This window comes from Streptomyces sp. NPDC107454, assembly GCF_055582885.1.
Map to the genome: position 1 here is coordinate 16674 of NZ_JBVJPA010000021.1, position 25859 is coordinate 42532.

Sequence of the window (25859 nt, forward strand, 5' to 3'; positions counted from 1 at the left end):
GGGAACGGAACGCTTGGTGCGACAGTCTTCATCAGGGGGCGCACCAGGCGTATGAGGGCGTACGGGAACGTACGATGCGAAACAGGAGTCCGGCGAACAGATGAGTGACAAGCCGCAGCCGCAGCAGAGCAGCCAGGGCTGGGCCCCGAAGGAGCCGGAACCGGTGCCTCAAGCGGCACCGGGCGGGCCGGACAGCGACGGCACACCGGACGGTCCGGGCGGGACGGACACGCCGGGGACGCCGGACAAGCCGGGGAAGAAGCCCAGGCAGAAGCGGACGGGCTGGGGGCGGCTCATCCCGACCTGGCGGATGGTGCTCGGCACGCTCATCGGCGCGATACTGCTCCTGATCGGCCTGTTCGCACTCGGCTACTACCTGGTCAAGATCCCGCCCGCGAACGCCGCAGCGACCAAGCAGAGCAACGTCTACCTGTACGCGGACGGCAGCCAGCTCGCCCGCGACGGCGAGGTCAACCGCGAGAACGTGGCGCTCGCGGGGATCTCGAAGGACGCCCAGCACGCGGCGCTCGCCGCCGAGGACCGCGACTTCTACACCGAGTCGGCCGTCGACCCCAAGGCGATGATCCGCGCCGGCTGGAACACCGCCACCGGCAAGGGCAGGCAGTCCGGTTCGACGATCACCCAGCAGTACGTGAAGAACTACTACCTGGGCCAGGAGCAGACCGCCACGCGGAAGGTGAAGGAGTTCTTCATCTCCATCAAGCTCGACCGCCAGAAGAGCAAGGACGACATCCTCGAGGGCTACCTCAACACCAGCTACTACGGCCGCAACGCGTACGGCATCCAGGCCGCCGCCCAGGCGTACTACGGCGTCGACGCCAAGAACCTGACGATCGGTCAGGGCGCCTACCTCGCCGCGCTCCTGAACGCGCCGAGCGAGTACGACGTGGTCGCGCACCCCGAGAACAAGTCCGCGGCCGTCGCCCGCTGGAACTACGTCCTCGACGGCATGGTCAAGAAGAACTGGCTGACCCGGGCGGACCGGGCCAAGGTCACGTTCCCGCAGCCCAAGCAGGAAGTGGTCGCCGCCGCCATGTCGGGCCAGCGCGGCTACCTGGTGCAGGCGGTCAAGGACTACCTCGTCTCGAACAAGATCATCGACGAGGACACCCTGACCACCGGCGGCTACCGCATCACGACCACTCTCCAGAAGTCCCGGCAGAACGCCTTCGTGAAGGCCGTCGACGACCAGGTGATGTCGAACCTCGACAAGAAGAACCGCAAGGTCGACCGGTACGTCCGCGCCGGCGGCGTCTCCATCGACCCGGCCACCGGCAAGGTCGTCGCGATGTACGGCGGCATCGACTACACCAAGCAGTACGTCAACAACGCGACACGCCGTGACTACCAGGTCGGCTCCACCTTCAAGCCGTTCGTCTTCACCTCGGCCGTGCAGAACGGCTCGCAGACGCAGGACGGCCGCACGATCACCCCGAACACGGTCTACGACGGCACCAACAAGCGCCCCGTGCAGGGCTGGAACGGCGGCTCGTACGCGCCCGAGAACGAGGACAAGATCTCGTACGGGCCCATCACGGTACGCACCGCCACCGACAAGTCGGTCAACGCCGTGTACGCGCAGATGGCCGTCGACGTCGGCCCCGGCAGGGTCAAGCAGACCGCCGAAGCCCTCGGCATCCCCTCCACCACCCCCGACCTGACCGGCACCCCGTCCATCGCGCTCGGCCCGTCCACGGCCAGCGTCCTCGACATGGCGGAGGCGTACGCGACACTTGCCAACCACGGCAAGCACGGCACGTACACGCTCGTCGAGAAGGTCACCAAGGACGGCACGTCGGCCGTGAGCCTGCCCGCGCAGGACACCGAGCAGGCGGTGCCCCGGGAGGCCGCCGACACCACGACGTCCATCCTGCAGAGCGTCGTCGAGGGCGGTACCGGTACCGCGGCGCTGGCCGCCGGCCGGCCCGCCGCGGGCAAGACCGGCACCGCGGAGGAGGACCAGGCGGCCTGGTTCGCGGGCTACACCCCCGACCTCGCCACCGTCGTCTCCGTCATGGGCCAGGACCCCGACACCGGCACCCACGAGTCCCTTTACGGCGCCCTCGGCCAGCCCCGCATCAACGGCGGCGGCTACCCCGCGCAGATCTGGGCGCAGTACACGAAGGCCGCACTCAAGGGCAGCAGCGCGAAGGACTTCGACCTGCGGCTCCAGCCGGGCGCGGAGGAGCAGCAGCTCCCGAGCACCGGCCCCACCGACCAGACCCCCGGCACCGGCGGCCAGGACGACGGGGGCCAGACCACCGGCGGGACGGCCTCCCAGAGCCCGCCCTCGGATCAGACGCAGGGCCAGACCCAGGGGCAGACCGACGGCCAGACCCAGGGCCAGACGGAAGGTCAGACCCAGGGGCAGACGCAGGGCCAGACCGACGGCGGCACCACCACCGGGGGCGGCACGACCGACGGGACGACCACCGGCGGCACGACGGACGCGGGCACCACCACCGACGGCGGCGACACCGCCGCCCCGTCGGGCGGGACCACGGACGGCGGCGGTACGGCGGGGACGACCGCGGGAGCGGGGCCGCTGGGCGCACTGACGTCACGAAAACAGTGACCCGCGCAGTGACCCTCGCCGGGGCTCAGATCCCCAGATCCTTGATGATCTTCGCCACGTGACCGGTCGCCTTGACGTTGTACAGCGCCCGCTCGACCTTGCCCTCCTCGTCCACGATCACCGTGGAGCGGATGACGCCGACGACCGTCTTGCCGTACAGCTTCTTCTCGCCGAAGGCGCCGTACGCCTCCAGGACGGTCTTGTCGGGGTCGCCGACCAGGGTGACCTTCAGGGACTCCTTCTCGCGGAACTTGGCGAGCTTCTCGGGCTTGTCCGGGGAGACGCCGATGACGTCGTACCCGGCACCGGCCAGCACGTCGAGGTTGTCCGTGAAGTCACAGGCCTGCTTCGTGCAGCCGGGGGTCAGGGCGGCCGGGTAGAAGTAGACGATGACCTTGCGGCCCTTGTGGTCGGCGAGGGAGACCTCGTTGCCGTCGGCGTCGGGCAGGGTGAAGGCGGGGGCGGTGTCGCCGGGCTGGAGTCGCTCGCTCATCGGTACCTCACGTGGCCGGGGTGAATGCTTACGGAACTACGGGAACGAGCGTAATGGGGGTGCCGAGGGGTGAGCGGCGGCCCGAGCTGACAGACTGTCGGCGGCACAGAGACAAAGATCGGAACACGACCACGGAGGCAGCGCGGTGTCGGATACGTCGAGGACGTCGGATACCAGGACTCCGGCGCAGATCGAGGCGGACATCAAGCGCCGCCGCGAAACACTCGCCGAGACGCTCGACGAGATCGGCGTGCGCGTCCACCCGAAGACGATCGTCGGGGACGCCAAGGCCAAGGTCGCCTCCCAGATCGACCACACGCTCGGCCGCGCCTACGTCGGCGTCAACCGGGTGGTCGGCGATGTGAAGGGGCAGTTCGTCACCGAGGACGGCGCGCCACGCCTTGAGCGCATCGTGCCCCTCGCGCTCGTCGCGGTCGGGGTCGTGGGCCTGGTGGTGGCGGGCTCACGACGACGCAAGCGCTGACAACGGCTCAAAGGCAGGTAGGTTCTGGACGTGAGCGCCAATCGGGACAAGCAGACCCCCCACCATGACAAGTTGCCCATCCGCATGCTGCACGACCGCGTGCTGGTGCGGCAGGACGCCGCCGAGGGCGAGCGGCGTTCCGGCGGCGGCATCCTGATCCCCGCGACGGCGGCCGTCGGGCGGCGCCTCGCCTGGGCCGAGGTCGTCGCGGTCGGACAGAACGTACGGACGGTGGAACCGGGCGACCGTGTCCTCTACGACCCCGAGGACCGGGCCGAGGTCGAGGTGCGGGGAATCGCGTACGTGCTGATGCGCGAGCGCGATCTGCACGCCGTGGCGGCGGACCGCTTCGAGGGCTCCGAGGACTCGACCGGCTTGTATTTGTAGGGCGTAGCGGATCTGACGGGGCTGGTGACCATGGTCACCAGCCCCTTTTGCCTGTGCTTTGCTACCGTGGAGGGCGTTGGAAGGACCCCGACGAGACGCGCCGTACCGGGCGGAGAGCGAAAAGGCTCCCAGGCAAAGACGACGCACCCCTGTTGATCACTCACGGAGGTGCCTCTCATGGCCTGGATCCTGCTGCTCGTCGCCGGTCTGCTCGAAGTCGGCTGGTCGATCGGTATGAAGTACACCGACGGCTTCACCCGCCTCGTCCCCAGCGTCCTCACCGGCGCGGGCATCATCGCGAGCATGGTCCTGCTCTCCTACGCCGCCAGGTCCCTCCCCATCGGCACCGCCTACGGCGTCTGGGTCGGCATCGGCGCGGCCGGCGCGGCGGTACTGGGCATGCTCGTCCTCGGCGAACCGGCGACCGCCGCCCGCATCTTCTTCGTCTGTCTGCTCCTGGTGGCGGTGGTGGGCCTGAAGGTGACGTCGGGGCACTGAGGCACCCCCTCCGCAGCACAGCACCGAAAGCCGGACGCGACCATCCGATAGACGGTTCGTCACTCCGTACGAGGGCGTTGGGGAAACCGGGGGTGGATCCGAAGAGTTCAACGCGGCGGTACGTCCTTGAGCGGATGAAGAAGCTCGGCGTGGACACCTCCCACTTCCAAGTCCCAACCCGACGTGGGGAGACCAGACGACCTCGGACGCCGGAGGCCTTGCTCGTCGAGCAGTCGGCTGGTCATGCCCGGCGCATCCCGAGCGACCGGCTCAAACGGGCGACGTCGCCTGCCGAACGGCCGGAGGACATTCTGATCCAGCACATCAACGGAGACTGGAGCGACGATCGGCCGGAGAGCCTCCGTTTGCCGTGTCCCAACTGTCACGCGATCACAAGCACCTGGTGCAGGGGAGGCAGAAAGCAGCGGGCGACTCCCGGTACGATGGCAGGCGGCTAGCGGCGGTGGCGCAGAGGTGACGCAGCAGACTTAGGATCTGTGGCCCGTGAAACGGCTTGAGGGTTCGAATCCCTTCCGCCGCACCATGAACGGCCTGCGATCGAGAGATACGTAGGCCGTTCTTGTGTCTGCCCTCAGCCCAACAACTCCCGAACCACCGGCACCAGCCCCCGGAACGCCTTCCCCCGGTGGCTGATCGCGTTCTTCTCCTCGGCAGAGAGCTCCGCGCACGTCCGCTTCTCCCCCTCCGGCTGGAGGATCGGGTCGTAGCCGAAGCCGTTCGTGCCGGTCGGGGCGTGGCGCAGGGTGCCCCTCAGTTGGCCCTCGACCACTCGTTCGGTGCCGTCGGGGAGAGCCAGCGCCGCCGCGCAGGCGAAGTGGGCGCCCCGGTGGAGTTCGTCGATGTCGGAGAGCTGGGCGAGGAGGAGGTCCAGGTTGGCCTTGTCGTCCCCGTGCCGTCCTGCCCAGCGGGCGGAGAAGATGCCGGGGGCGCCGTTCAGAACGTCCACGCAGAGGCCGGAGTCGTCGGCGACGGCGGGCAGGCCGGTGGCCTGGGCCAGGGCGTGGGCCTTGAGGAGGGCGTTCTCGGCGAAGGTGACGCCGGTTTCCTTGACGTCGGGGATGTCCGGGTAGGCCTCCGCGCCGACGAGGTCGTGGGTGATACCTGCGTCGGCGAGGATCGCCTTCAGCTCGGTGATCTTTCCGGCGTTGCGGGTGGCGAGGATCAGGCGGGTCATGAGGACCAGTATCCAGGGGCCGAAGAGCCGCTCGTCACGGCGTGCAGACCTTCGTCAATTCTCCGGCCGCGTCGGTGACCGGGCTGACGTCGGGGGTGTTGTCGCCGTTCTTGATGGCCGTACGGACGTTGCCGACGGCCTTGTTCAGGTCGTCGACCGCCTTGTTGACGTCGGCGTTGTCCGTCTTGTCGCCGATCTTGTCGAGGTTGTTCTCGATCGCGTTGAGGGACTCGTCGGTCTGCGTCGGGTCGTTCGCCGCGTTCTCCACGGCCTGCTGGAGGTTGGTGACGCTGTCGGCGATGGAGTCGGCGGTCTGGACACAGTCCAGGGCCTTGTTGACGGCGTCGCAGCCCACGGCCGCCGGCAGGGCGACGAGTACGGCGGCGACGGCGAATGCGGCTGTGCGGCGTCGGTGGCGCGCGGCCATGGAACGGTCCCTCCCCGTGGACAAACATGTGGTCGACCCCGTGGCGCGGTCGGCTCGGCCCGTGCGGGGGCCGACGGGGGCGCACGGCTGGACCGTACGCCCGTACCCCTTAGAACGCGAAGGGTTATTCCGCGGTTGCCTCGAGGGCCGCCCGCTGGATCGCCGCGAGCTCGTCGCAGCCTGTGACGGCGAGGTCGAGCAGGGCGTTGAGCTCCTTGCGGTCGAAGGGCTCGGCCTCCGCGGTGCCCTGGACCTCGACGAAGCGTCCGTCGCCGGTGCAGACGACGTTCATGTCGGTGTCGGCCTTCACGTCCTCCTCGTAGCAGAGGTCCAGGAGGGGGATCCCGCCGACGATGCCGACCGAGACGGCGGAGACGGTGCCGGTCAGGGGCTTGCGGCCGGGCTTGACCAGCTTCTTGGCCTGCGCCCAGGTGATCGCGTCGGCCAGCGCCACGTACGCGCCGGTGATGGCCGCCGTACGCGTGCCGCCGTCGGCCTGAAGGACGTCGCAGTCGAGGACGATGGTGTTCTCGCCGAGCGCCTTGTAGTCGATGACGGCGCGCAGGGAGCGGCCGATGAGGCGGGAGATCTCGTGCGTACGGCCGCCGATCTTGCCGCGGACCGACTCGCGGTCTCCGCGGGTGTTCGTGGCGCGGGGAAGCATGGAGTACTCGGCGGTGACCCAGCCCTCTCCGCTGCCCTTGCGCCAGCGCGGGACGCCCTCGGTGACGGAGGCGGTGCAGAACACCTTGGTGTCGCCGAAGGAGACGAGGACGGAGCCCTCGGCGTGCTTGCTCCAGCCGCGCTGGATGGTGATGGGGCGCAGTTGTTCGGGGGTGCGGCCGTCGATTCGAGACATGACGTTGAGCCTAGCCGCATACGGCTGAGGGGCCGCCTCCGGTTGCGGAAGCGGCCCCTCAAAGGTGAGGCAGGGGGCTCAAGGGTGCCCCTTTCGCTCACATCGGTTCACATCATGTCTTCGATGTCCGCCGCGATGGGGTCGGCATCGGTGCCGATGACGACCTGGATGGCGGTGCCCATCTTGACGACGCCGTGGGCGCCGGCGGCCTTCAGGGCGGCCTCGTCGACCTTGCTCGGGTCCACGACCTCGGTACGCAGGCGGGTGATGCAGCCCTCGACCTCTTCGATGTTGTCGATGCCGCCGAGCCCGGCGACGATCTTCTCAGCCTTCGTGGCCATGTCCTACTCCCTGATCAGAACCGCTTTGTCGCAGTAACCCACAGTTGGCCCATCTTTGCGAGCGGCCATGTCGCGCGTACCGAATGATGGCGTTCACGACAGCGCAACCGTTCGTCGACTGGTCTACACCAGTGGGCGGGCGGTCGCCAACCCGGCCCCGTCCGGAGGACGCCCATGAGTGCCGACAGCGCCCCCGCGCCCGCACGGGCCCGCTGGAACAAGCTGTTCCAGGGGCTGCAGAAGATGGGCCGCAGCCTCCAGCTGCCGATCGCCGTGCTGCCGGCCGCGGGCCTTCTCATCGGGCTCGGCCAGCCTGGCGTGTTCGGCGCCGAGGGGCTCGGCTGGGACAACGTCTCCAAGGTGATGCGGGGTGCGGGCGGCGCGCTGCTCGACGGGTCGCTCGGGCTGCCGTTGCTGTTCTGCGTGGGCGTGGCCATCGGTATGGCGAAGAAGGCGGACGGGTCGACGGCGCTCGCGGCGGTCGCCGGTTTCCTCGTCTACTACAACGTGCTGCGCCAGTTCCCGGTGAGCTGCCCGGGCGGGGCGAAGGTGCTCACGAACATCGGCTGCCAGGCCGCCGACTCTTCGGTGGCGCCGTTCACGTACCAGAATCCGGGGGTGTTCGGCGGCATCGTCATGGGGCTGATGACCGCGTACTTCTGGCAGCGTTACCACCGCACCAGGCTGGTCGACTGGCTCGGCTTCTTCAACGGGCGGCGGCTGGTGCCGATCATCATGGCGTTCGTGGCCGTCGCTTTCGCGGCGTTGTGTCTGTGGGTCTGGCCGCCGGTGGGGCGGGGTCTTGAGCACTTCGGCGACTGGCTGGTGGGGCTGGGCTACTGGGGTGCCGGTGTCTTCGGGGTGGCGAACCGGGCGCTGCTGGTGATCGGTCTGCACCAGTTCCTGAACGTGCCCGTCTGGTTTCAGTTCGGCAGCTACACCACGCCGGACGGGACGGTCGTGCACGGCGACATCAACATGTTCCTGGCGGGCGATCCGAACGCCGGGCAGTTCACGTCCGGGTTCTTTCCCATCATGATGTTCGCGCTGCCGGCGGCGGCCCTGGCCATCACGCACTGCGCGAGGCCCGAGCGCCGCAAGGAGATCGGCGGGCTGATGCTGTCGGTCGCGTTGACCTCGTTCGTCACGGGCATCACGGAACCGCTCGAGTACTCGTTCTTGTTCGTCGCGCCGGTGCTGTACGTGATCCACGCGCTGCTGACGGGGGTGTCGATGGCGGTGACGTGGGGGCTGGGCGTGCACGACGGCTTCACCTTCTCCGCGGGGCTGATCGACTACGTCATCAACTGGCATCTGGCAACCAGGCCGTGGGCGATCGTGCCGATCGGGTTGTGCTTCGCGATCGTGTATTACGTGATCTTCCGGTTCGCGATCACGAAGTTCGATCTGAGGACTCCGGGGCGGGAGTCGGAGGAGGAGCACGAGGACACGACCAAGGCGTAGGCGGTTCGTTCATGATCCGCGGGCCGGTGGGGGCCGGTCGCGCGGCTTCGGCGCGTCCGGAACCGGTTCGTCCCCTTATGATCCGGGCCACAAAATTCGCGGGTTCCTTATCTCACCTTCACCGTGCTACAACAGGTCTACACCACTGAGTGGTGTAGACCACGCCGTCCCCACCCACCTTCCTTGTCCTCTGGGCGGCGCCTTGTCCACTGGAGGAAGTTGTGACCACGGCCAGCGCCGCTCCCGCGGCCGACAAGAAGAAGGGCTCCGGCGCGATGGCTGTCCTGCAGCGCATCGGCCGCAGCCTGATGCTGCCGGTCGCCGTACTGCCCGCCGCCGCGCTCCTCGTGCGTCTCGGCAACACGGACATGCTGGGACGCCCGTCCTTCCCCACGTTCTTCACCAAGATCGCCGGCTTTATGACGGCCGGCGGCAACGCGATCCTCGACAACATGGCGCTGCTGTTCGCCGTCGGCATCGCGATCGGCTTCGCAAAGAAGTCGGACGGCTCGACGGCGCTCGCCGCGGTGGTCGGCTACCTGGTGTTCAAGAACGTGCTGGCGACGTTCACCGACAAGAACCTGCCGAAGGTGGCCACGGCCGTCGACGGCAAGGTCGTCATGGTGAACGCCCCCGTGGACGCCAAGGTCCTGGGCGGTGTGGTGATGGGCATAGTCGTCGCCCTGCTGTACCAGAAGTTCTACCGGACCAAGCTGCCCGACTGGGCGGGCTTCTTCGGCGGCCGCCGGCTCGTCCCGATCCTGTCCGCGTTCGCGGGTCTGCTGATCGGCATCGTCTTCGGCTACATCTGGCCGGTCCTCGGCACGGGTCTGCACAGCTTCGGTGAGAAGCTGGTCGGTTCGGGTGCCGTCGGCGCCGGCATCTTCGGTGTCGCCAACCGTGCGCTGATCCCGATCGGCATGCACCACCTGCTGAACTCCTACCCCTGGTTCCAGGCGGGCGACTACCACGGCAAGAGCGGTGACATCGCGCGCTTCCTGGCCGGCGACCCGACCGCGGGCCAGTTCATGACCGGCTTCTTCCCGATCATGATGTTCGGCCTCCCGGCCGCGTGCCTGGCGATCGTGCACTGCGCCCGCCCCGAGCGCCGCAAGGTCATCGGCGGCATGATGCTCTCGATCGCGCTGACCTCGTTCGTGACGGGTGTGACCGAGCCGATCGAGTTCACGTTCATGTTCATCGCGCCGGTCCTGTACGCCATCCACGCGGTCCTCACCGGTGTCTCGCTGGCGCTGACCTGGGCGCTCGGCATGAAGGACGGCTTCGGCTTCTCGGCGGGCGCGGTCGACTTCGGCCTGAACCTCGGCATCGCGACCAACCCGTGGGGCCTGGTCCTGGTGGGCCTGTGCTTCGGGGTGGTCTACTACGCGGTCTTCCGCTTCGCGATCATCAAGTGGAACCTCCCCACGCCGGGCCGCGAGTCCGACGAGGAACTGGCGGAGCTGCTGAAGGCGGAGGCCAAGTAGCCCCCGCGCACGACCGAAGGCCCCCGCAGCCCGGCGATCGCCGGGCTGCGGGGGCCTTCGTCACGCCTGCGCCCTCATCGCAGCAGGCTGCCGCCGTCCACGGTCAGGACCTGGCCGGTCAGCGCCTCCGCGGCCTCGGAGGCCAGGAAACCCACGGCCGCCGCGACGTCCTCGGGGACGAGGGGACGGGGGGACGAGGGGACAGGGCAGTGCCTACGTCTTCACCGCGGCCCAGGCGTTGTTGCCGTACGTGACGAAGTACGGCGTCGCCTCGACCGTGGTGAGTGCGCGGCGGATCTCCGAGTCGACCGTCCGGAAGCCGCCCAGCCCCGACCTCACCGAGAGCAACGCCTTCATGCTGATGGAGTCGATGCGCCTCGACGGCGGCTTCGGAATGACGGTCCACGACTGACCGTTGCCCGATGCCCGTTGCCGGACAGATCCTGGGGATGCCTGCGCGGAACGCCTGTACGGACCGGGGCCCCCAGGATCTAGACCTCGTACGTCACCCTCGGCACCGCCAGTTCCACCGGACCGTCGAAGACCTCGCGTGCGTCGGCGAGGTTGACGGCGGGGTCCGTCCACGGCGGGATGTGGGTGAGCAGCAGGCGACGGGCGCCGGCGCGGTCGGCGCTCTCGCCCGCCTCGCGGCCGTTGAGGTGCAGGTCGGGGATCTTCTCCTTGCCGTGCGTGAACGCGGCCTCGCACAGGAACAGGTCGGTGTCCCGGGCGAGTTCGTCCAGCGCGTCGGTGACACCGGTGTCCCCGGAGTACGTCAGCGACTTCCCGCCGTGCTCGATGCGGATGGCGTACGCCTCCACGGGGTGGCGCACCCGCTCCGTGTGCACGGTGAACGGGCCGATCTCGAACGTGGCCGGTTTGACCGTGTGGAAGTCGAAGACCTCGCTCATCGAGGAGGCGGTGGGAGTGTCCGCGTACGCGGTGGTCAGTCGCTGTTCCGTGCCCTCGGGTCCGTAGACGGGGAGCGGGTCGCAGCGGCCGCCGTCGTGGCGGTAGTAGCGCGCGACGAAGTACGCGCACATGTCGATGCAGTGGTCGGCGTGCAGATGACTGAGGAAGATCGCGTCGAGGTCGTAGAGACCGCAGTGGCGCTGCAGCTCGCCAAGGGCACCATTGCCCATGTCGAGAAGCAGCCTGAAGCCGTCGGCCTCGACGAGGTAGCTCGAGCAGGCCGATTCCGCGGACGGGAACGACCCCGAGCAGCCGACGACGGTGAGCTTCATAAGAGCTGGAACCTCCGCGCTGACAGGAAGTGCAGAGAGTAGATGCGGGGTGCAGGTACTCGGCTGCGGATACGGGAACGGGGGTCGTGCGGTCCGTCGAGCGTAAGGCGCAAAAGGGCGGGTCGCTCCTCCGCCAGGGGCTGTTGTGGGCGAACTCACCTGTGGTGTCACCGGTTCGGATGGATGGTCGACCGGAGGTCGGATGCCTGGGTTCCGCGGGCGGGGGGCGGGGCGGAGTGCGCGCCGGTACCTTCTTTGGTATGGACACGTCCTGGTGGCTCGCGTTGGCGGCCGTGGTGCTGCTCGCGCTGGTCGCGACGCTGGTGGACGGCTGGGGGCGCCGCGGGCGCCGAGAGCGCCGCGGAGACCGGGCCGCCGGTCGGACTCGGCCGCCCGGGCGGCGGGAGCGGCCGCGCATACCCCGGCCGCGCCCGGCGGAGATCTGGTGGGCGAAGGTTCCGTACGAGGACGGGCCCGGGGAGAAGGACCGGCCGTGTCTGGTGCTGGCCGTGCGGGGCGAACGGGTGACCGTCGCGAAGATCACGAGCAAGTACCACGACGAGCGGGCCGGGGTGATTCCGTTGCCGCCGGGTGCCGTCGGCGATGCCCATGGGCGGGCGAGCTTCCTGGAGACGGATGAGCTGCGCGAGGTGCCCTTGTGGGAGTTTCGGCGGCGGGTGGGGGTGGTGGACCCGGTCCTTTGGGATCAGGTCCGCTACTTGGCAGGCTGAGCCCGTCCCTCGCCGCCCCGGGTCTTGAGGGGCGCCGGGAACTGCGCGACCAGCCCCCACCGGCCCGCAGCCGAAAGACCACCCCTCGGAGTCCGGGGCGGAGCCCCAGGAGGATGGGACGGGTAGGGGCGGCGGGGGCGGGAAACGTCCGGGCCGTCGCCCCTGCCGCCTACGCCCAGAGCTGGCCCTGGAGGGTTTCGATGGCTTCTTCTGTGGTCGCGGCGGTGTAGACGCCCGTCGACAGGTACTTCCAGCCGCCGTCGGCGACGACGAAGACGATGTCGGCGGACTCCCCGGCGGCGATCGCCTTCTTGCCGACGCCGATCGCGGCGTGCAGCGCGGCCCCGGTGGAGACGCCCGCGAAGATGCCCTCCTGCTGGAGGAGCTCACGGGTGCGGGTGACCGCGTCGGCGGAGCCGACCGAGAAACGGGAGGTGAGGACCGACGCGTCGTACAGCTCGGGAACGAACCCCTCGTCCAGGTTGCGCAGGCCGTACACGAGGTCGTCGTAGCGCGGCTCCGCGGCGACGATCTTCACGTCCGGCTTGTGCTCCCGGAGGTAGCGGCCGACGCCCATCAGGGTGCCCGTCGTGCCGAGCCCTGCGACGAAGTGCGTGATGGAGGGGAGGTCCGCCAGGATCTCGGGGCCCGTCGTCGCGTAGTGGGCGCCCGCGTTGTCGGGGTTCCCGTACTGGTAGAGCATCACCCAGTCGGGGTGTTCGGCCGACAGTTCCTTCGCGACGCGCACGGCGGTGTTGGAACCGCCGGCCGCGGGGCTGGAGATGATCTCCGCGCCCCACATGGCCAGCAGGTCCCGCCGCTCCTGAGAGGTGTTCTCCGGCATCACGCACACCATGCGGTAGCCCTTGAGCTTCGCCGCCATGGCCAGCGAGATACCGGTGTTCCCGCTCGTCGGCTCCAGGATCGTGCAGCCCGGCGTCAACCGGCCGTCCTTCTCCGCCTGTTCGACCATGTGGAGGGCCGGGCGGTCCTTGACCGATCCCGTCGGGTTGCGGTCCTCCAGCTTCGCCCAGATCCGGACGTCTGCGGACGGCGAAAGGCGTGGCAGGCGCACCAGAGGGGTGTTGCCCACCGCGGCGAGCGGGGAGTCGTAGCGCATCAGCGATCAGCAGCCGATCAGACCATGCCGCCGGCCACGGCCGGCAGGATCGTCACGTTGTCGCCGTCGGTGAGCTTGGTGTTGATGCCGTCGAGGAAGCGGACGTCCTCGTCGTTCAGGTACACGTTGACGAAGCGGCGCAGCTGGCCTTCGTCGACGATCCGGGCCTGGATGCCCGCGTGCCGGGTCTCGAGGTCGGCAAAGAGCTCGGCGAGGGTCGCGCCGCCGCCCTCGACGGCCTTCTCGCCGCCGGTGTAGGTGCGGAGGATGGTGGGGATGCGGACCTCGATGGCCATGGTTGCGGGCTCCTGTCGGAAGGAAGAGTCAGGTCGGTGGGCGCGCGGCGGCGCGGGAAGGGCGGGGGGACGCCGGTGGTGGCCCCGCGCAGCCGTGGCTCACGGCCGTACGGCGGCAGGGTTCAGCGCGTACAGATGGCGCTCTGCAGCCTGCACAGGTCGACGTGCAGCCGCGCCACGAGCAGCATGCCCGGCGTCTTGTCGCTCACGTCCTGGGAAACCATGGGCTCATCGTATCGATTCCCGGTCCGGGTCCCGGAGTGTGATCTCAGATGGTGGATGAATTCTGCCCGAAGTCCGGGATCGGAGCGGAGCCGGAGCAAAGGATCGGGGCGCGGTCGGGGCGGCGTCAGTACGCGTCCACGACGGTGACCTCCTCCTCCGTCACCTCTCCCTCGACGATCCGGTACGAGCGGAACTGGAAGGGACCCGCGTCGTCCGTGTCCGCCGTCGAGACGAGGACGTAGTGCGCGCCGGGCTCGTTGGCGTACGAGATGTCGGTGCGGGAGGGGTATGCCTCGGTCGCCGTGTGGGAGTGGTAGATGATCACCGGCTCCTCGTCGCGGTCGTCCATCTCGCGGTACAGCTTCAGCAGGTCGCCGGAGTCGAACTCGTAGAACGTGGGCGAGCGGGCGGCGTTGAGCATCGGGATGAAGCGCTCGGGGCGTCCCGAGTCCGCCGGGCCCGCGACGACGCCGCACGCCTCGTCGGGGTGGTCCTGGCGCGCGTGGGCGACGATCTGGTCGACGAGGGCCTGGGTGATGGTCAGCATGTCGGTCAGGATAAGCAGAAGGGCCGCTGCGTACCGAGGGGTGGTACGGAGCGGCCCACATGCTGAAAGGGGGAAGGTCAGCCGACCTTCTCGAACGCCGGCTCGCGGCGCTCGGTGACCTGGGGGTTGCGTGCCTTGAGCACCCACCAGCCGATGGCCAGGGCGGCGGCCCAGCCGGCCATCACGTACAGGCAGACGCGGGAGTCGGCGTCGTACGCGATGAGGCCCGTGACGAACAGCAGGAAGGCGACCGCGATCCAGCTGCACTTCGCTCCGCCCGGGGCCGGGAAGGAGGAGGCGGGCAGGCGTCCGGCGTCCACCGCGCGGCGGTAGAGGATGTGGCTGATCAGGATCATCAGCCAGGTCCAGATGCCGGCGGCGGTGGCCACGGAGGTGACGTAGCCGAAGGCCTTCTCCGGGACGACGTAGTTCAGGATCACGCCGATGCCCATGAAGAGCATGGAGACGGTGATGCCGATCGCCGGGGTCTTGGTCGAGGAGAGCCTGCTGAAGACCCTGGGGGCCTCGCCGTTGTCCGCCAGGGTGCGCAGCATGCGGCCCGTGGAGTACATGCCGGAGTTGCAGGAGGACAGGGCGGCGGTCAGGACCACGAAGTTGACGATGCCGGCGCCGGCCGGGATGCCGATCTTCGCGAAGGCCTCGACGAAGGGGCTGACGCCCGGGGCGAACTCCGTCCACTTCACGACGCAGAGGATGACCGTGAGCGCGCCGACGTAGAAGAGCGCGATGCGCCACGGGAGGGTGTTGATCGCCTTGGGGAGGGTCTTCTCCGGGTCCTCGGACTCGCCCGCCGTGACGCCGACGAGCTCGACGGCGAGGTAGGCGAACATGACGCCCTGGAGGGTCATCAGGGACGAGCCGATGCCCTTGGGGAAGAAGCCGTCGAACTGCCAGAGGTTGGCGACGGAGGCCGTGTCACCGGCCGAGCTGAAGCCGAAGGTGAGGACGCCGAGGCCGATCACGATCATGCCGATCAGGGCGGTGACCTTGACCATCGAGAACCAGAACTCGATCTCTCCGAAGAGCTTCACCGAGATCAGGTTCGCCACGAAGAGGACGATCAGGAAGACCAGCGCCGTCACCCATTGGGGGATGGACGGGAACCAGTAGTGGACGTAGATCGCGGCGGCGGTGAGTTCCGCCATGCCGGTGACCACCCACATCAGCCAGTACGTCCAGCCGGTGAAGTAGCCGAAGAACGGGCCGAGGAACTCGCGGGAGTACTCCGCGAAGGAGCCCGAGACCGGGCGGTACAGGAGCAGCTCGCCGAGCGCCCGCATGATGAAGAAGATGATCACGCCCGCGAGGGCGTACATGAAGATGAGGCTGGGCCCCGCCTTGGCGATGTTCGCCCCGGCACCCAGGAAGAGACCGACGCCGATGGCGCCGCCGATCGCGATCATCTGGACCTGGCGACTGCCGAGCCCGCGCTCGTACCCCTCTTCGGGGGCGTCGCCGCCCACGGCCTCACTGCCGGTACGCGGCTCGTCGGTCTTGTCGACCTGCGATGAGGTCATGTGTGGTGCGCCTTTCTCCATGCCGGTCCGAGCCAGTGCCTTGGCTTCGGATCGGGTTCCGGTCCCCCCGGATGTGATGGAGCTGTGCCTGGCCGGCGGTCGCCGACTCGGTGGCGCACCCGACCGGACATGGGTGGTGTCCTGTCGGGCGGTCGTGAAGATTTATCACGGCCGCAACATGGGCAGACTGCGGGTGATGTAAGGCATGCCACAGGGAGAAGCGGACAAACAGCACTCACCCGGACATAGCAGGCCACGACGGTGACGGGATCGTTATCCGGATCTGAGCGTCCTCTGAGCGAACACCGATTGAACCCTGAACCAACCCCTGATCAGGGCTTTCCGGTACTTACATGTTCAGCGCCCGATCGGGGCGTACGACCGTTCCCCGCTCACCGCCCGATCAGAGCATCTCCGCGCCCGATCGGAGCATCTCCGCGCCCGATCGGGGCATCCAGACGGACGATCAGGACATCAGCGTCTCGACGAGCGTCTCCTGGAGACCGCCCAGCCACAGGTACGCCATCACCATCGGCTTGCGCGGGTCCTCGTCCGGGAGGCGGTAGAGGAGGTCGGTGTCCTCCTCGTCGACGACGTCCAGCCGGGCCCCGATCGCCAGGCGCAGGTCGTTGAGGGCGCGCAGCCACTGCTCGGACTCCCCGGGGGAGAGCTTGAGGACCGCGCCGCCGTCGCCCGCCGTGGTGAGGGCGTCCAGCGAGCGGATCACCGCGAGGGCGTTCTCGCGCTTGCCGGCGCGCAGGTCGTTCTCGGTGAAGCGGCGGAACTCGGAGGAGTACGCGCGCTGCTCCTCCGCCTGTTCCGGCGAGGACGCCTCGACGTCGGGGCCGCCGTAGGCGTCCGGGAAGAGGCGCTTGAGCACCGGGTCGGAGGGGGGCTCGCTGGGGCCCTCCGCGAACAGTTCGGCGAGCGGGTCGTCGGGGGCGTTCTCCGCGGGGCCGGGCCCGATGAGCTCCAGGAGCTGTACGGCGAGGGAGCGGATGATGGAGATCTCGACCTCGTCGAGCGCGACGGCCGCGCCGCCGCCGGGGAGCGGTTCGAAGTGTCCTGGCATGGAGTGAGTTCGCTACTTCCGGTCCTGCTCGCGGTTTACAGGGAGGGCTCGGGCTGCTGCCGGTCCGACGGCCGCCGGTCCGACGACTTCCGGCCCGCTACTTCCGGTCCTGCTGAAGGGTGGCCCACAGACCGTAGCCGTGCATGGCCTGTACGTCGCGCTCCATCTCCTCGCGCGTGCCGCTGGAGACGACCGCCCGGCCCTTGTGATGGACGTCGAGCATGAGCTTGGTGGCCTTGTCCTTCGTGTAGCCGAAGTACGTCTGGAAGACATACGTCACATAGCTCATGAGGTTGACCGGGTCGTTGTGCACGATGGTGACCCAGGGGACGTCGGGCTCGGGTACGGCGAAGACCTCCTCCGCCGACTCGGTCTTTTCGATCTCTAGGGGTGCGGGAGCGGTCACACGGCCCATGCTGCCACCAGAGAGGGGGGCCCGCACAAATGGACCCCCGGAATACAACGGGATACAACCGGAATACAAGGGCCGCCATAAATCGTCAGAGTGACGAGATGGGGGTACCATCCAGGCTTATGAACACAGCGGACCTTGGGCTGCCGGTGGACGTTCCCTCGACGGCGCTCTTCACGGACCAGTACGAGCTGACGATGCTGCAGGCCGCACTGGCCGCGGGGACCGCCGAGCGACGCTCGGTCTTCGAGGTCTTCACGCGGCGGCTGCCGGAGGGGCGGCGCTACGGCGTCGTCGCGGGCACCGGGCGGGTTCTCGACGCCGTCGAGAACTTCCGCTTCGACGCCGATGTCCTCGGCTTCCTGCGCGAGAACGCCATCGTGGACGAGCCGACCCTGGAGTGGCTCGCCTCGTACCGCTTCGGCGGGGACATCTGGGGCTATCCCGAGGGCGAGGTGTACTTCCCGGGCTCGCCGATCCTGCGGGTCGAGGGGTCCTTCGCGGAGTGCGTGCTCCTGGAGACGGTGATCCTCTCCATCCTCAACCACGACTCGGCCATCGCGGCCGCCGCCTCCCGGATGGCCTCCGCCGCCGGGGGCCGGCCGCTGATAGAGATGGGCGCCCGGCGGACGCACGAGCTGGCCGCGGTGGCGGCGGCGCGGGCCGCGTACGTCGGGGGCTTCACGACCACCTCCGACCTGGCGGCGGGCTTCCGCTACGGCATCCCGACCGTCGGCACCTCCGCACACGCCTTCACCCTCCTGCACGACCGGGAGCGGGACGCCTTCCAGGCCCAGGTGAACTCGCTGGGCCGGGGGACGACGCTGCTCGTGGACACGTACGACGTCGCGGAGGCGGTACGGATGGCGGTCGAGGTCGCCGGGCCCGAGCTCGGGGCCGTGCGGATCGACTCCGGGGACCTCTTGCTGGTCGCGCACCGGGTGCGGCAGCAGCTGGACGAGCTGGGCGCGAGGGACACCCGCATCATCGTGACCTCGGACCTGGACGAGTACGCGATCGCCTCGCTGGCGGCGGCGCCCGTCGACGCGTACGGCGTCGGTACGCAGCTGGTGACGGGTTCCGGCCATCCCACCTGCTCGATGGTCTACAAGCTGGTCGCCCGCGCCGAGTCGGCGGACCCGAAGGCTCCGCTGGAGCCCGTGGCCAAGAGGTCCACCGGCGGCAAGACCTCGATCGGCGGGCGCAAGTGGGCCGCGCGCCGGCTCGACGAGCGGGGGGTCGCCGAGGCCGAGGTGATCGGTACCGGGGCGGTCCCCGTGGCGCTCACCGACCGACAACTGCTGGTGGAGCTCGTCAAGGGCGGCCAGGTCCTCTCCCGCGAGCCCCTCGACGTCGTACGCGACCGGCACGCGGCCTCCCGCGCCAACCTGCCGTTGTCGGCGACCCAGCTCTCGCGCGGGGAACCGGTCATTCCGACGGAATACATCTGATACAGACCCTTCGGTGTGCGCGGGGTGCGCCGGAGCGCGCGCGGGCGGCGCTCCGGCCGGCTCCGGCCACCCTTGGGCAAACACGAATGAACGGGCGGTCAGCGGGAATGCAACGGCAACACGCACACCGCACCGGCCGCCGCAACGGGCCGTAACCGAATGCCCCCTCCCGCGCCGCACCCGAAATCTCTAGGCTCGGCACCACAGGCCGGTCCCGCACACCTCCTGCCACATTCACCGACCCCATAGTCGACACCGTCGAAGGACACCGACCATGCGCCGCGCCTTGATCGTCGTAGACGTGCAGAACGACTTCTGCGAGGGGGGCAGCCTCGCGGTGGCCGGAGGCGCCGATGTCGCCGCCGCCATCACGGAGCTGATCGGGCAGGCGCCCGCCGGCTACCGGCATGTCGTCGCCACGCGTGACCTCCACATCGCTCCCGGTGGCCACTTCGCCGACAACCCCGACTTCGTCCACTCCTGGCCCGCGCACTGTGTCGCCGGCACGGAGGGGGTCGGGTTCCACCCGAACTTCGCTCCGGCGGTCGCCTCCGGCGCGGTCGACGCCGTCTTCGACAAGGGCGCGTACGCGGCGGCGTACAGCGGTTTCGAGGGCGCCGACGAGAACGGGGTCGCGCTGGGTGACTGGCTGCGCGCCCGTGAGATCGACGAGGTGGACGTGGTCGGCATCGCCACCGACCACTGCGTCCGCGCCACCGCCCTGGACTCCGTCCGTAACGGCTTCCGGACCCAGGTCCTCCTGGACCTCACGGCCGGAGTCTCCGAGGAAACCACGGACCGTGCCCTCGAAGAACTCCGAGCAGCAGGCGTGGACCTGACAGGAAAGCCGGTCGTCTAGCCTTCCGGCCCTTCTGGCCGACCCTCGCCGGTCACGCCTGGGGGGCCGGGCACCTCACGAGGGATTTGAACGGGCGCCACAGTTCCTGGGTGAGGTCGGGGCCCTGGACGCCACTGTCCGGGGTGGTGCGCCATATGAGGCCGTCGGGGTGGTGCAGGACGGCGGTGATCTCGTCGGGGGTGGGCGGGGCCGCGTTCCCGCGGAGGTAGACCGCGCGCAGGCCGAGGTTGCGCAGGCGTGTCAGGGCGCGGGCACGGTTCTGGGCCAGGACCAGAAAGCGCACGCAGCCGGGACCCGGGCCCGCCGGACTGGGCAGGTTCAGGGCCACTACCACGCTGCCGTTCGGCAGCTTGCAAAAACCTCCTGCGGCCATGCAGTCACACCCCCGTGCGCGCCGGTGTCAATAAGAAATCCACAGGACGCACCTAAACACGATCGGCGGCAACCCGCCAGGGGGTCGCCGCCGATACGCTTCTGACCTGCGGAAATACCGGTTACTTCACCGCGGGGCCCACTTCGAGCGAGATCGTCGACCCGTCACGGGCCTCCTTGGCGATCTTGATCTTGGTGTTGGTGTCAGTGATCTTGACACCCGCGGTCGGGGCCGTCGTGTCGTAGTAGGTGCTGGTGTGGTCGTTGAAGACCGGCACCCCCGGCTTCGACGGGATCTTCGTCGCCACGTCCGCGCTGTGCAGCGTCAGACCGTCCGTGCGGTACAGGCTGAACGGCGAGTCGTACGACTGGATCCGGCTGCGCATCAGCGTTCCGTCGGACCACTTCAGCGCGGTGGAGTGCGAGTCGACCGGCAGGATCAGCCCGGAGCCCGCGTGCGCGCTGACGTTGTTGTCCTTCTGCGAGGTGTCCCACTTCCAGATCAACAGGCCGTTCTGGTACGGGTAGTGCTCCACCCAGGACGGACGCGTCGTCGAGAAGCCGAAGTTGTACGGACCGGTCTTGAGGGTCTTGTCGTACGAGACGTACTGACGGTTCTCCGCGATGTAGTACTGCGGGTAGTCGTCGGTGAAGGACGCGCCGACGCGGGAGAAGCCGGCGGCGGTCCACGCGGCGTCCGCGGTCTCGGCGTTGTCCGAGAAGAGCGCCGAACCGTCCGCGGTCACGGCGATCTCGTCGGCCGCGAAGCCCTTCAGCGCCACGCCACCGTCGCTCTGGTAACGGAACCGCAGGTCGATCTTCTGGCCCGCGTAGGCGTCGAGCGGGAACGACAGCTTCTTGTACGCGTCCACCGTGCCGGTCAGCGCGGGCTTGCCGCTGCCGTCGCGCGGGATCGGCTGCCCGTCCACCGTGCCGTCGATCGGGGTCCAGTTGGCGCCGCCGTCGGTGGAGACCTCGGTGTACAGGTAGTCGTAGTCGGCCTCGATGTCGTACCAGCCGTCGAGCGTGAGGGCGGCCGCCGACTTGCCGGTGAGGTCGACGGAACGCGTCAGCGTGTTCTTGAGGTCGTTGCCGCTGCCGCTCCACCACTGGGTCGAGCCCTGCGCCGGGGCGACGATCTCGGTGGTGACCGCCTTGTCCGGCAGCGAGACCACGAGGGCCTGCTTGTTCTTGGTGTTGTACTCGGCGACACCCAGCTTGTGCTTCGACTTCGTCGCGGCCTTGGCCGTGTCGTAGTTCAGCCAGCCGAGCTGCAGCTTGTCCCAGGCGTTCATGTCGCCGGGCAGGTCACCGATGGCGTTCTTGCCGGTGCCGAGCCAGGAACCGGAGGACATCAGGGTCCAGAAGCCCGTGGAGTTCTCGGCCGAGTTGGTGGTGTCGTACTCGTCCGGCAGACCGAGGTCGTGGCCGTACTCGTGCGCGTAGACGCCGAGTCCGCCGTTCTCCGGCTGAATGGTGTAGTCGCCGACCCAGATGCCGGTGTCGCCGATCGCGGCGCCACCGAGCTTGTTGCCGGCCGGACCCGTGGCGCCCGCGTCGGTGCCGAACGCGTACCAGCGGTGCGCCCAGATCGCGTCCTCGCCCTGCGCGCCGCCGCCCGCGGACTCGTCCTCACCGGCGTGCACGATCTGGAAGTGGTCGATGTAGCCGTCGGGCTCGTTGAAGTTGCCGTCGCCGTCGTAGTCGTAGCGGTCCCACTGGTCGTACTTGGCCAGGTCCGCCTTGATGTCCGCGTCGGACCTGCCGGCCGCCTTCTGGTCGGCGACCCAGGCGGTGACACCGTCCTGGACCGCGTACCAGGCGCCCGTGGACGCCTTGTTGGAGCCGTAACGGGCCTCGTTGTAGGGGACCTTGACCCAGTCGGTGACCTCGCCGTCGACCGAGTAGCGGCCCGAGGACTGCTTCTCGTAGTACTTCTTCAGCGACTCGGTGTTCTTGCCGGTGCCGAAGTAGAGGTCCTGGAAGTGCGCCTGGTTGTAGTCCGCCTGCCAGGCCGTGCTGTTGTCCTGGGTGCGGTCGGGCGCGGCTATCTGGTTGTGCAGCGGGCCCGCGGTGCCGCCGTAGCGGCTGTCGACCTGGTCGCCGAACTCGACCAGGATCGTGAAGATCTTGTCGGTCTTCTCGCGGCCGAGCTCGACGTACTTGTTCTTGCCCTTGAGCTTGACGACCTGCGAACCGTTCCGGTCCTGGACCTTCGCGTCCCCGGATATGACCTGGTTCAGGGCCTCTTCGCGCTGTGCTTCCTGGGTCTTGCTGAGCGGGCCGTCGAGGTCGTGTTCGGCCTTGTTGCCGGCCGGCTGGGGCTCGTGGCGGTTCGCGCTCGCCGAGGCCGCCGCCGATGCGGCATCGTCCGCCTGCGCAACGGCGAACGTCGAGAACGTGGCGGTGGCCGCCGCGAGGGCGACACCCACCGCGGCCGCTCTGAACGTCCATGGTCTGCTGCTCACTTGAAGTCCTCCCCTGCGTCCGTCGCGCGGATGGGGGGAATCCCGGGGTGATGGAGGTCCGCGCGCGTATACGCGTGTCAAGTGACGACATTTGACCGGAGTTACCAAAGAAAAAACAGATCTTGACTTGAACCTGGCAACTGCATTATGCGGAGCGGCAGTTCGGTATCCGAACCGTGATCGGCCCTCTCGACGGGCGCGTCCGTCCGTCCACTTGGTGGACGCGATGACTCCGTGCGCCCCCTGTGCTCCGGCACCGTGGGTAAGGTCACGCTTACCGGACGTTCCACTCGGGCATGCAGGCGAATAGAGTCGATTGGCGGAACGTTGGAATGTCAACGGATTGACAAGTCGACACCGTTGTCGTCCCACGATTCGCAGCCCCACCCGGACCGGCGGCTCCACTCCCGTTGTCGATCGTCCCGGTCGCCGTCCGGTCCCGTTGTTGTCCGCATCCTCCCCCATCGCGAGAGGCACGGGGGGAGTACCCCCACCCCGAGGAATCGCCATGCCTCGTCCGACCGCCGCACAGCTCGCCTACGGTTCCTGCACCGTGATCTTCTCCACCCTCGCCATGCTGCTGCTGTCTCAGACGAGTTCGGGCCTGGGGATCGCGGTGATCACCCTCTCGGCACTCGCTCTCGGACTGCTCGTCGCCGTAACGGTTCCGCTGCCGAAGCGCGTGCGTTCCGGCTCCGTGGCCGCCGTACCCGCTCCCGCACCGGCCCCCGTTCAGGAGCGGGTGCCCGCACAGCGCGAGACCGCGTCCGTCGCCGCATCCGTGTCGTCCGTGTCGTCGGCATCTGTCTCCGCCGTACGCGAACCGGCGGGCCCGTGATTCCACGAACCCGCCGCTCTCCCGATCAGCCGTCTCCTCATGGAGTGCGGCTGATCGCGTATGTCAGCCCGTGCTGACCACCACCGTCTTGGCCGCCTTGTCGTGCAGGCCCTGCTTGTAGGGCTTGTCGAAGTAGCTCCAACCGCCCGCGATCGCGGTCCAAATGCACGCGCAGCAGAACGCGAACGGGATCCACAGCACCAGCGAGCGGACCAGCGTGGTCTGCACGGAGGGCGTGGAGCCGTTGTCGAGGTTGGCCACCCTCAGGTTGAACAGCTTCTTGCCGAGGGTCTGCCCCGACCTGCTGATCATGATGGTGTCGTAGCCGGTGTAGAGCACCGCGGCGATCACGGACTGCCCGAAGCCCTTGCTGTACTCGATCTTGTCGGCGTTCATGTTGTACTCCACGACCCCGAACGCCCAGGACAGCAGCCACACCACGATGCCCACCAGGATCATGTCGATGATCCTCGCCACCGTGCGTTTGCCGCTGTCGGCGAGCGGGGGCATGCCGGCCAGCGGGTCGCCGCCGTAGGGGCCGCCGGGGCCGTACGGGTCGCCGCCGCCGTGCGGAGGGGGCTGGCCGCCGTACGGGGAGTCGTACGGGGAGCCCTGGGGCGGTGTGGGCGGCGAAGGGCCGTCGTAGGGGGAGCCGCCGCCCTCGGCGGGCGGGGGCTGCTTCTTGAACGGATCCTCGTCCGGTGGCTGACCCGAACCCGGGGGCGGCGGTTCGCTGCTCATGGCCCGAGTCGACCGCGAACCCCGCCACCGCGCATCCGGCGAGCGGCCGTCCGGGGGACCGGGCTCCCGGCGGCCGCGCCGCCGCGCGGGGAGTCAGGCCACCACGACGGCGTACGGGGCGGCTACCCGGCCACGAAGGTGTGGGCCGCCTTGTCGTGCCAGCACTGGCGCCAGGGCCTGTCGAACAGGCACCACAGGACGCCGACGACACCGATGACGAGGACGCCGGGGACCGCGTACACGAGCCAGCGGCGCAGGGCCCGTCCGAAGGACGGGGGTTCGTGGCCCTCGATGTCCCGGACCTCGATGCCGCACACCTTCTTGCCGAGGGTGCGGCCCCACTTGGCGGTGGGCAGCGCGTCGTAGAGGACGCCGAAGAGGAGCAGGACGGCCAGCACGATCCCGAGGTAGCCCGTGGTCGTGCCGTCGAGCAGCCACACCGTGACGGTCTGGCCGGACCGCTTGGCCGCGTCGACCTTCTCGTTGATGTGGTCGATCGCCTTGGTGCCCAGCGGTACGGCGGCCACCGCGGTGACGGTCGCCAGGACCGCGGTGTCCACGATCCGGGCCAGCAGCCGCCTGCCGAGGCTCGCCGGGCGCGCCTCGGACTGTCTGCGGGCGGCGGCCTGGAACACATCGTCCACCGGCGGCTTCCACGGCACGACGGGCTGCCCGTCGGCCCCCGGGTCACCCGCGAGCCGGTGCACCTGCTGGGCCCAGGACGGCTGTCCCCCACCGGGACCACTGGTGAGGGGCGTGGCGGCCGGGCCGGAGGACTGCTGGGGCACGGAGGGGGCGGAGGGGGCGGAGGGTGCGGGGGTGGCCGGCTGCCGCGCGGCGGCGGACTGGGCCGCCGCCTCCGCCGCGGCCTGGGCGGCCTGCCCGGCGCCGAAGCCTCCCCCGGCCCCGGCCGGGCCACCCGCCGCGGGCGTGTCCGCCCCCGGTGCGCCGGTGGCCGGAACCGTGCTCCCGGCCTGCGCCCCGCGCTGCGGCCCCGTGCGCGGGGCGGACGGGCGGAAGATCATGGTGCCCTCGGAAGGGGCGGGTTCCGCGGCACCGTCGGGCAGACCGGTGCCGGCGAACTGCGCGCCGCTCGCCGGGGCCGCGGACGCGCCCTCGGCGCCGGTGGCCCGCGCCGGTCCCGTCGGGCGACGGAACACCACGGTGCCGCCGGACGCGGGAGGTTGCGCGACGCCGCCCGCATCGGCGGGCGGGATCGTCGCCGTGCCGTCGGCGCGGGCGGACTCACCGTCCGGCTGGACGACGGCGTCACCCGGTTCGACCGCGCGCGCCAGCCGCGGATCGGCCGTCGGGGGCGAGCCCCAGGACACCCGGCGGTCCTGCTCGCCACCGAAGCCCGACTGCTGGGAGCGGTCGGCGCCCCACGCGGCCGCGGGCTCGGGCCTGTTGCCGTGCTGCGCCTCGGCCGGGCTCACCCGGCGCGGCTCGGCGGCGGGGGCCGGGTCCTCGTCGAAGAAGTGCGGGCCGGTCTCCTCGGCGGGGGCCGGAGCGGGCGCGGGAACGGAGGCCGTCGGCCGGGTACCGGACGGCGGCGCGAGCGGTACGCCGTCGGAGGGCGCGGGACGGCTCGTACCCGGTACCCAGGAGGCACCGTTCCAGTACCGGACATATCCAGGAATGGAGGGGTCCGGGTAATACCCTTCACGGGGCCGGTCGTCACCGGGGGCCGGGGTTGGGGCGCTCATGTCCGTCG

At 69.3% G+C, this 25859-nt stretch carries 28 protein-coding genes, 1 tRNA gene and 1 pseudogene; 12 read left to right on the plus strand and 18 right to left on the minus strand.

The window, feature by feature from the left end; genetic code table 11:
• Positions 1-100: 100 nt before the first annotated feature.
• A complete protein-coding gene (locus ACZ69M_RS41320; RefSeq protein WP_470058247.1) occupies positions 101-2596 on the plus strand; it encodes a transglycosylase domain-containing protein in 2496 nt (831 codons plus the stop codon).
• 25 nt (positions 2597-2621) lie between these two features.
• Here ACZ69M_RS41320 and bcp read toward each other — a convergent pair whose 3' ends face one another.
• Complete coding sequence (gene bcp, locus ACZ69M_RS41325) at positions 2622-3089, minus strand: thioredoxin-dependent thiol peroxidase (protein ID WP_067379715.1); 468 nt, start codon at positions 3087-3089, stop codon at positions 2622-2624.
• A 145-nt stretch (positions 3090-3234) separates the two neighbouring features.
• Between bcp and ACZ69M_RS41330 the strand changes: the two genes are divergently transcribed.
• The 4 genes from ACZ69M_RS41330 (at position 3235) to ACZ69M_RS41345 (ending at position 5002) form a co-directional block, all read left to right on the plus strand.
• Positions 3235-3573 carry a DUF3618 domain-containing protein gene (locus ACZ69M_RS41330; protein ID WP_470058249.1) on the plus strand — a complete coding sequence of 113 codons (339 nt, stop codon included), beginning with the start codon at positions 3235-3237 and terminating at the stop codon, positions 3571-3573.
• Positions 3574-3657: 84 nt separating this feature from the next.
• Positions 3658-3960 (plus strand): GroES family chaperonin, encoded by a 303-nt coding sequence (locus ACZ69M_RS41335; RefSeq protein WP_187285621.1) that lies wholly within the window; start codon positions 3658-3660, stop codon positions 3958-3960.
• A gap of 177 nt (positions 3961-4137) precedes the next feature.
• Positions 4138-4458, plus strand: a complete 321-nt coding sequence (sugE, locus tag ACZ69M_RS41340; RefSeq protein WP_470058251.1) for a quaternary ammonium compound efflux SMR transporter SugE — start codon at positions 4138-4140, stop codon at positions 4456-4458.
• Between the two features lie 457 nt (positions 4459-4915).
• Positions 4916-5002, plus strand: a tRNA-Leu gene (locus ACZ69M_RS41345).
• A 48-nt stretch (positions 5003-5050) separates the two neighbouring features.
• Here the strand turns inward: ACZ69M_RS41345 and rdgB are convergent.
• The 4 genes from rdgB to ACZ69M_RS41365 form a co-directional block, all read right to left on the minus strand.
• Complete coding sequence (rdgB, locus tag ACZ69M_RS41350; RefSeq protein WP_470058252.1) at positions 5051-5653, minus strand: RdgB/HAM1 family non-canonical purine NTP pyrophosphatase; 603 nt, start codon at positions 5651-5653, stop codon at positions 5051-5053.
• Positions 5654-5687: 34 nt separating this feature from the next.
• Positions 5688-6080, minus strand: a complete 393-nt coding sequence (locus ACZ69M_RS41355; protein ID WP_099922434.1) for a hypothetical protein — start codon at positions 6078-6080, stop codon at positions 5688-5690.
• A gap of 124 nt (positions 6081-6204) precedes the next feature.
• On the minus strand, positions 6205-6939 hold the full coding sequence (gene rph / locus ACZ69M_RS41360; RefSeq protein WP_470058254.1) for a ribonuclease PH: 735 nt from the start codon (positions 6937-6939) through the stop codon (positions 6205-6207).
• A 107-nt stretch (positions 6940-7046) separates the two neighbouring features.
• Complete coding sequence (locus ACZ69M_RS41365) at positions 7047-7280, minus strand: PTS sugar transporter subunit IIB (protein ID WP_030569190.1); 234 nt, start codon at positions 7278-7280, stop codon at positions 7047-7049.
• 174 nt (positions 7281-7454) lie between these two features.
• On the opposite strand from ACZ69M_RS41365, the gene ACZ69M_RS41370 reads away from it, so the two are divergent.
• Together ACZ69M_RS41370 and ACZ69M_RS41375 are read left to right on the plus strand one after the other, a co-directional pair.
• Positions 7455-8744: a PTS transporter subunit EIIC gene (locus ACZ69M_RS41370; RefSeq protein WP_470058255.1), complete on the plus strand. Its 1290-nt coding sequence runs from the start codon at positions 7455-7457 to the stop codon at positions 8742-8744.
• A gap of 221 nt (positions 8745-8965) precedes the next feature.
• The gene (locus ACZ69M_RS41375; RefSeq protein ID WP_054229704.1) at positions 8966-10231 is read left to right on the plus strand and encodes a PTS transporter subunit EIIC; all 1266 of its coding nucleotides are present in this window, start codon (positions 8966-8968) and stop codon (positions 10229-10231) included.
• 74 nt (positions 10232-10305) lie between these two features.
• Here the strand turns inward: ACZ69M_RS41375 and ACZ69M_RS41380 are convergent.
• A pseudogene (locus tag ACZ69M_RS41380) lies at positions 10306-10407 on the minus strand (SDR family oxidoreductase); the annotation flags it as partial.
• Between the two features lie 74 nt (positions 10408-10481).
• On the opposite strand from ACZ69M_RS41380, the gene ACZ69M_RS41385 reads away from it, so the two are divergent.
• Positions 10482-10643 (plus strand): hypothetical protein, encoded by a 162-nt coding sequence (locus tag ACZ69M_RS41385; protein ID WP_470058257.1) that lies wholly within the window; start codon positions 10482-10484, stop codon positions 10641-10643.
• 79 nt (positions 10644-10722) lie between these two features.
• On the opposite strand, the gene ACZ69M_RS41390 is transcribed toward ACZ69M_RS41385, so the two are convergent.
• Positions 10723-11475 carry an MBL fold metallo-hydrolase gene (locus ACZ69M_RS41390; RefSeq protein WP_470058259.1) on the minus strand — a complete coding sequence of 251 codons (753 nt, stop codon included), beginning with the start codon at positions 11473-11475 and terminating at the stop codon, positions 10723-10725.
• A gap of 260 nt (positions 11476-11735) precedes the next feature.
• Here ACZ69M_RS41390 and ACZ69M_RS41395 point away from each other — a divergent pair, with 260 nt between their 5' ends.
• Complete coding sequence (locus tag ACZ69M_RS41395; protein ID WP_470058260.1) at positions 11736-12206, plus strand: type II toxin-antitoxin system PemK/MazF family toxin; 471 nt, start codon at positions 11736-11738, stop codon at positions 12204-12206.
• 169 nt (positions 12207-12375) lie between these two features.
• On the opposite strand, the gene ACZ69M_RS41400 is transcribed toward ACZ69M_RS41395, so the two are convergent.
• The 7 genes from ACZ69M_RS41400 to clpS all read right to left on the minus strand — a co-directional run bounded on the left by ACZ69M_RS41400 (position 12376) and on the right by clpS (position 17419).
• A complete protein-coding gene (locus ACZ69M_RS41400; RefSeq protein WP_470058262.1) occupies positions 12376-13326 on the minus strand; it encodes a PLP-dependent cysteine synthase family protein in 951 nt (316 codons plus the stop codon).
• Positions 13327-13343: 17 nt separating this feature from the next.
• On the minus strand, positions 13344-13622 hold the full coding sequence (locus ACZ69M_RS41405; RefSeq protein WP_381944211.1) for a MoaD/ThiS family protein: 279 nt from the start codon (positions 13620-13622) through the stop codon (positions 13344-13346).
• Positions 13623-13744: 122 nt separating this feature from the next.
• Positions 13745-13846 (minus strand): putative leader peptide, encoded by a 102-nt coding sequence (locus ACZ69M_RS41410; protein WP_312638615.1) that lies wholly within the window; start codon positions 13844-13846, stop codon positions 13745-13747.
• A 125-nt stretch (positions 13847-13971) separates the two neighbouring features.
• Positions 13972-14394 carry a M67 family metallopeptidase gene (locus tag ACZ69M_RS41415; RefSeq protein ID WP_470058264.1) on the minus strand — a complete coding sequence of 141 codons (423 nt, stop codon included), beginning with the start codon at positions 14392-14394 and terminating at the stop codon, positions 13972-13974.
• Positions 14395-14471: 77 nt separating this feature from the next.
• Positions 14472-15932, minus strand: a complete 1461-nt coding sequence (locus ACZ69M_RS41420; RefSeq protein ID WP_470058266.1) for an amino acid permease — start codon at positions 15930-15932, stop codon at positions 14472-14474.
• A gap of 466 nt (positions 15933-16398) precedes the next feature.
• Positions 16399-17004 carry a DUF2017 domain-containing protein gene (locus ACZ69M_RS41425; protein WP_470058268.1) on the minus strand — a complete coding sequence of 202 codons (606 nt, stop codon included), beginning with the start codon at positions 17002-17004 and terminating at the stop codon, positions 16399-16401.
• Positions 17005-17101: 97 nt separating this feature from the next.
• Positions 17102-17419, minus strand: coding sequence for an ATP-dependent Clp protease adapter ClpS (gene clpS, locus ACZ69M_RS41430; RefSeq protein WP_054229692.1), 318 nt, complete (start codon positions 17417-17419; stop codon positions 17102-17104).
• Between the two features lie 119 nt (positions 17420-17538).
• Between clpS and ACZ69M_RS41435 the strand changes: the two genes are divergently transcribed.
• Together ACZ69M_RS41435 and ACZ69M_RS41440 are read left to right on the plus strand one after the other, a co-directional pair.
• Positions 17539-18867, plus strand: a complete 1329-nt coding sequence (locus ACZ69M_RS41435; protein ID WP_470058270.1) for a nicotinate phosphoribosyltransferase — start codon at positions 17539-17541, stop codon at positions 18865-18867.
• A gap of 274 nt (positions 18868-19141) precedes the next feature.
• A complete protein-coding gene (locus tag ACZ69M_RS41440; protein ID WP_095854393.1) occupies positions 19142-19726 on the plus strand; it encodes an isochorismatase family protein in 585 nt (194 codons plus the stop codon).
• A gap of 31 nt (positions 19727-19757) precedes the next feature.
• On the opposite strand, the gene ACZ69M_RS41445 is transcribed toward ACZ69M_RS41440, so the two are convergent.
• Both ACZ69M_RS41445 and ACZ69M_RS41450 read right to left on the minus strand, forming a co-directional pair.
• Positions 19758-20099: a hypothetical protein gene (locus tag ACZ69M_RS41445; RefSeq protein ID WP_470058272.1), complete on the minus strand. Its 342-nt coding sequence runs from the start codon at positions 20097-20099 to the stop codon at positions 19758-19760.
• 121 nt (positions 20100-20220) lie between these two features.
• Complete coding sequence (locus ACZ69M_RS41450) at positions 20221-22566, minus strand: immune inhibitor A domain-containing protein (protein WP_470058274.1); 2346 nt, start codon at positions 22564-22566, stop codon at positions 20221-20223.
• Positions 22567-23074: 508 nt separating this feature from the next.
• Between ACZ69M_RS41450 and ACZ69M_RS41455 the strand changes: the two genes are divergently transcribed.
• Complete coding sequence (locus ACZ69M_RS41455; RefSeq protein WP_470058275.1) at positions 23075-23404, plus strand: hypothetical protein; 330 nt, start codon at positions 23075-23077, stop codon at positions 23402-23404.
• A gap of 63 nt (positions 23405-23467) precedes the next feature.
• Here ACZ69M_RS41455 and ACZ69M_RS41460 read toward each other — a convergent pair whose 3' ends face one another.
• Positions 23468-24145, minus strand: a complete 678-nt coding sequence (locus ACZ69M_RS41460) for an RDD family protein (protein WP_470058277.1) — start codon at positions 24143-24145, stop codon at positions 23468-23470.
• A gap of 122 nt (positions 24146-24267) precedes the next feature.
• Complete coding sequence (locus ACZ69M_RS41465) at positions 24268-25851, minus strand: RDD family protein (protein WP_470058278.1); 1584 nt, start codon at positions 25849-25851, stop codon at positions 24268-24270.
• Positions 25852-25859: the final 8 nt, after the last annotated feature.

Excerpts from the sequence above, each read along its gene's own strand:
- ACZ69M_RS41465 (WP_470058278.1), bottom strand. The coding sequence starts at position 25,851 with ATGAGCGCCCCAACCCCGGCCCCCGGTGACGACCGGCCCCGTGAAGGG.
- ACZ69M_RS41455 (WP_470058275.1), top strand. The coding sequence starts at position 23,075 with ATGCCTCGTCCGACCGCCGCACAGCTCGCCTACGGTTCCTGCACCGTG.
- ACZ69M_RS41445 (WP_470058272.1), bottom strand. The coding sequence starts at position 20,099 with ATGGCCGCAGGAGGTTTTTGCAAGCTGCCGAACGGCAGCGTGGTAGTG.
- ACZ69M_RS41355 (WP_099922434.1), bottom strand. The coding sequence starts at position 6,080 with ATGGCCGCGCGCCACCGACGCCGCACAGCCGCATTCGCCGTCGCCGCC.
- ACZ69M_RS41405 (WP_381944211.1), bottom strand. The coding sequence starts at position 13,622 with ATGGCCATCGAGGTCCGCATCCCCACCATCCTCCGCACCTACACCGGC.
- bcp (WP_067379715.1), bottom strand. The coding sequence starts at position 3,089 with ATGAGCGAGCGACTCCAGCCCGGCGACACCGCCCCCGCCTTCACCCTG.
- sugE (WP_470058251.1), top strand. The coding sequence starts at position 4,138 with ATGGCCTGGATCCTGCTGCTCGTCGCCGGTCTGCTCGAAGTCGGCTGG.
- ACZ69M_RS41435 (WP_470058270.1), top strand. The coding sequence starts at position 17,539 with ATGAACACAGCGGACCTTGGGCTGCCGGTGGACGTTCCCTCGACGGCG.
- ACZ69M_RS41365 (WP_030569190.1), bottom strand. The coding sequence starts at position 7,280 with ATGGCCACGAAGGCTGAGAAGATCGTCGCCGGGCTCGGCGGCATCGAC.
- ACZ69M_RS41460 (WP_470058277.1), bottom strand. The coding sequence starts at position 24,145 with ATGAGCAGCGAACCGCCGCCCCCGGGTTCGGGTCAGCCACCGGACGAG.
- ACZ69M_RS41400 (WP_470058262.1), bottom strand. The coding sequence starts at position 13,326 with ATGCGCTACGACTCCCCGCTCGCCGCGGTGGGCAACACCCCTCTGGTG.
- ACZ69M_RS41390 (WP_470058259.1), bottom strand. The coding sequence starts at position 11,475 with ATGAAGCTCACCGTCGTCGGCTGCTCGGGGTCGTTCCCGTCCGCGGAA.
- ACZ69M_RS41415 (WP_470058264.1), bottom strand. The coding sequence starts at position 14,394 with ATGCTGACCATCACCCAGGCCCTCGTCGACCAGATCGTCGCCCACGCG.
- ACZ69M_RS41420 (WP_470058266.1), bottom strand. The coding sequence starts at position 15,932 with ATGACCTCATCGCAGGTCGACAAGACCGACGAGCCGCGTACCGGCAGT.
- ACZ69M_RS41395 (WP_470058260.1), top strand. The coding sequence starts at position 11,736 with ATGGACACGTCCTGGTGGCTCGCGTTGGCGGCCGTGGTGCTGCTCGCG.
- ACZ69M_RS41335 (WP_187285621.1), top strand. The coding sequence starts at position 3,658 with ATGCTGCACGACCGCGTGCTGGTGCGGCAGGACGCCGCCGAGGGCGAG.
- ACZ69M_RS41425 (WP_470058268.1), bottom strand. The coding sequence starts at position 17,004 with ATGCCAGGACACTTCGAACCGCTCCCCGGCGGCGGCGCGGCCGTCGCG.
- rdgB (WP_470058252.1), bottom strand. The coding sequence starts at position 5,653 with ATGACCCGCCTGATCCTCGCCACCCGCAACGCCGGAAAGATCACCGAG.
- rph (WP_470058254.1), bottom strand. The coding sequence starts at position 6,939 with ATGTCTCGAATCGACGGCCGCACCCCCGAACAACTGCGCCCCATCACC.
- ACZ69M_RS41440 (WP_095854393.1), top strand. The coding sequence starts at position 19,142 with ATGCGCCGCGCCTTGATCGTCGTAGACGTGCAGAACGACTTCTGCGAG.
- clpS (WP_054229692.1), bottom strand. The coding sequence starts at position 17,419 with ATGGGCCGTGTGACCGCTCCCGCACCCCTAGAGATCGAAAAGACCGAG.
- ACZ69M_RS41410 (WP_312638615.1), bottom strand. The coding sequence starts at position 13,846 with ATGGTTTCCCAGGACGTGAGCGACAAGACGCCGGGCATGCTGCTCGTG.
- ACZ69M_RS41320 (WP_470058247.1), top strand. The coding sequence starts at position 101 with ATGAGTGACAAGCCGCAGCCGCAGCAGAGCAGCCAGGGCTGGGCCCCG.
- ACZ69M_RS41370 (WP_470058255.1), top strand. The coding sequence starts at position 7,455 with ATGAGTGCCGACAGCGCCCCCGCGCCCGCACGGGCCCGCTGGAACAAG.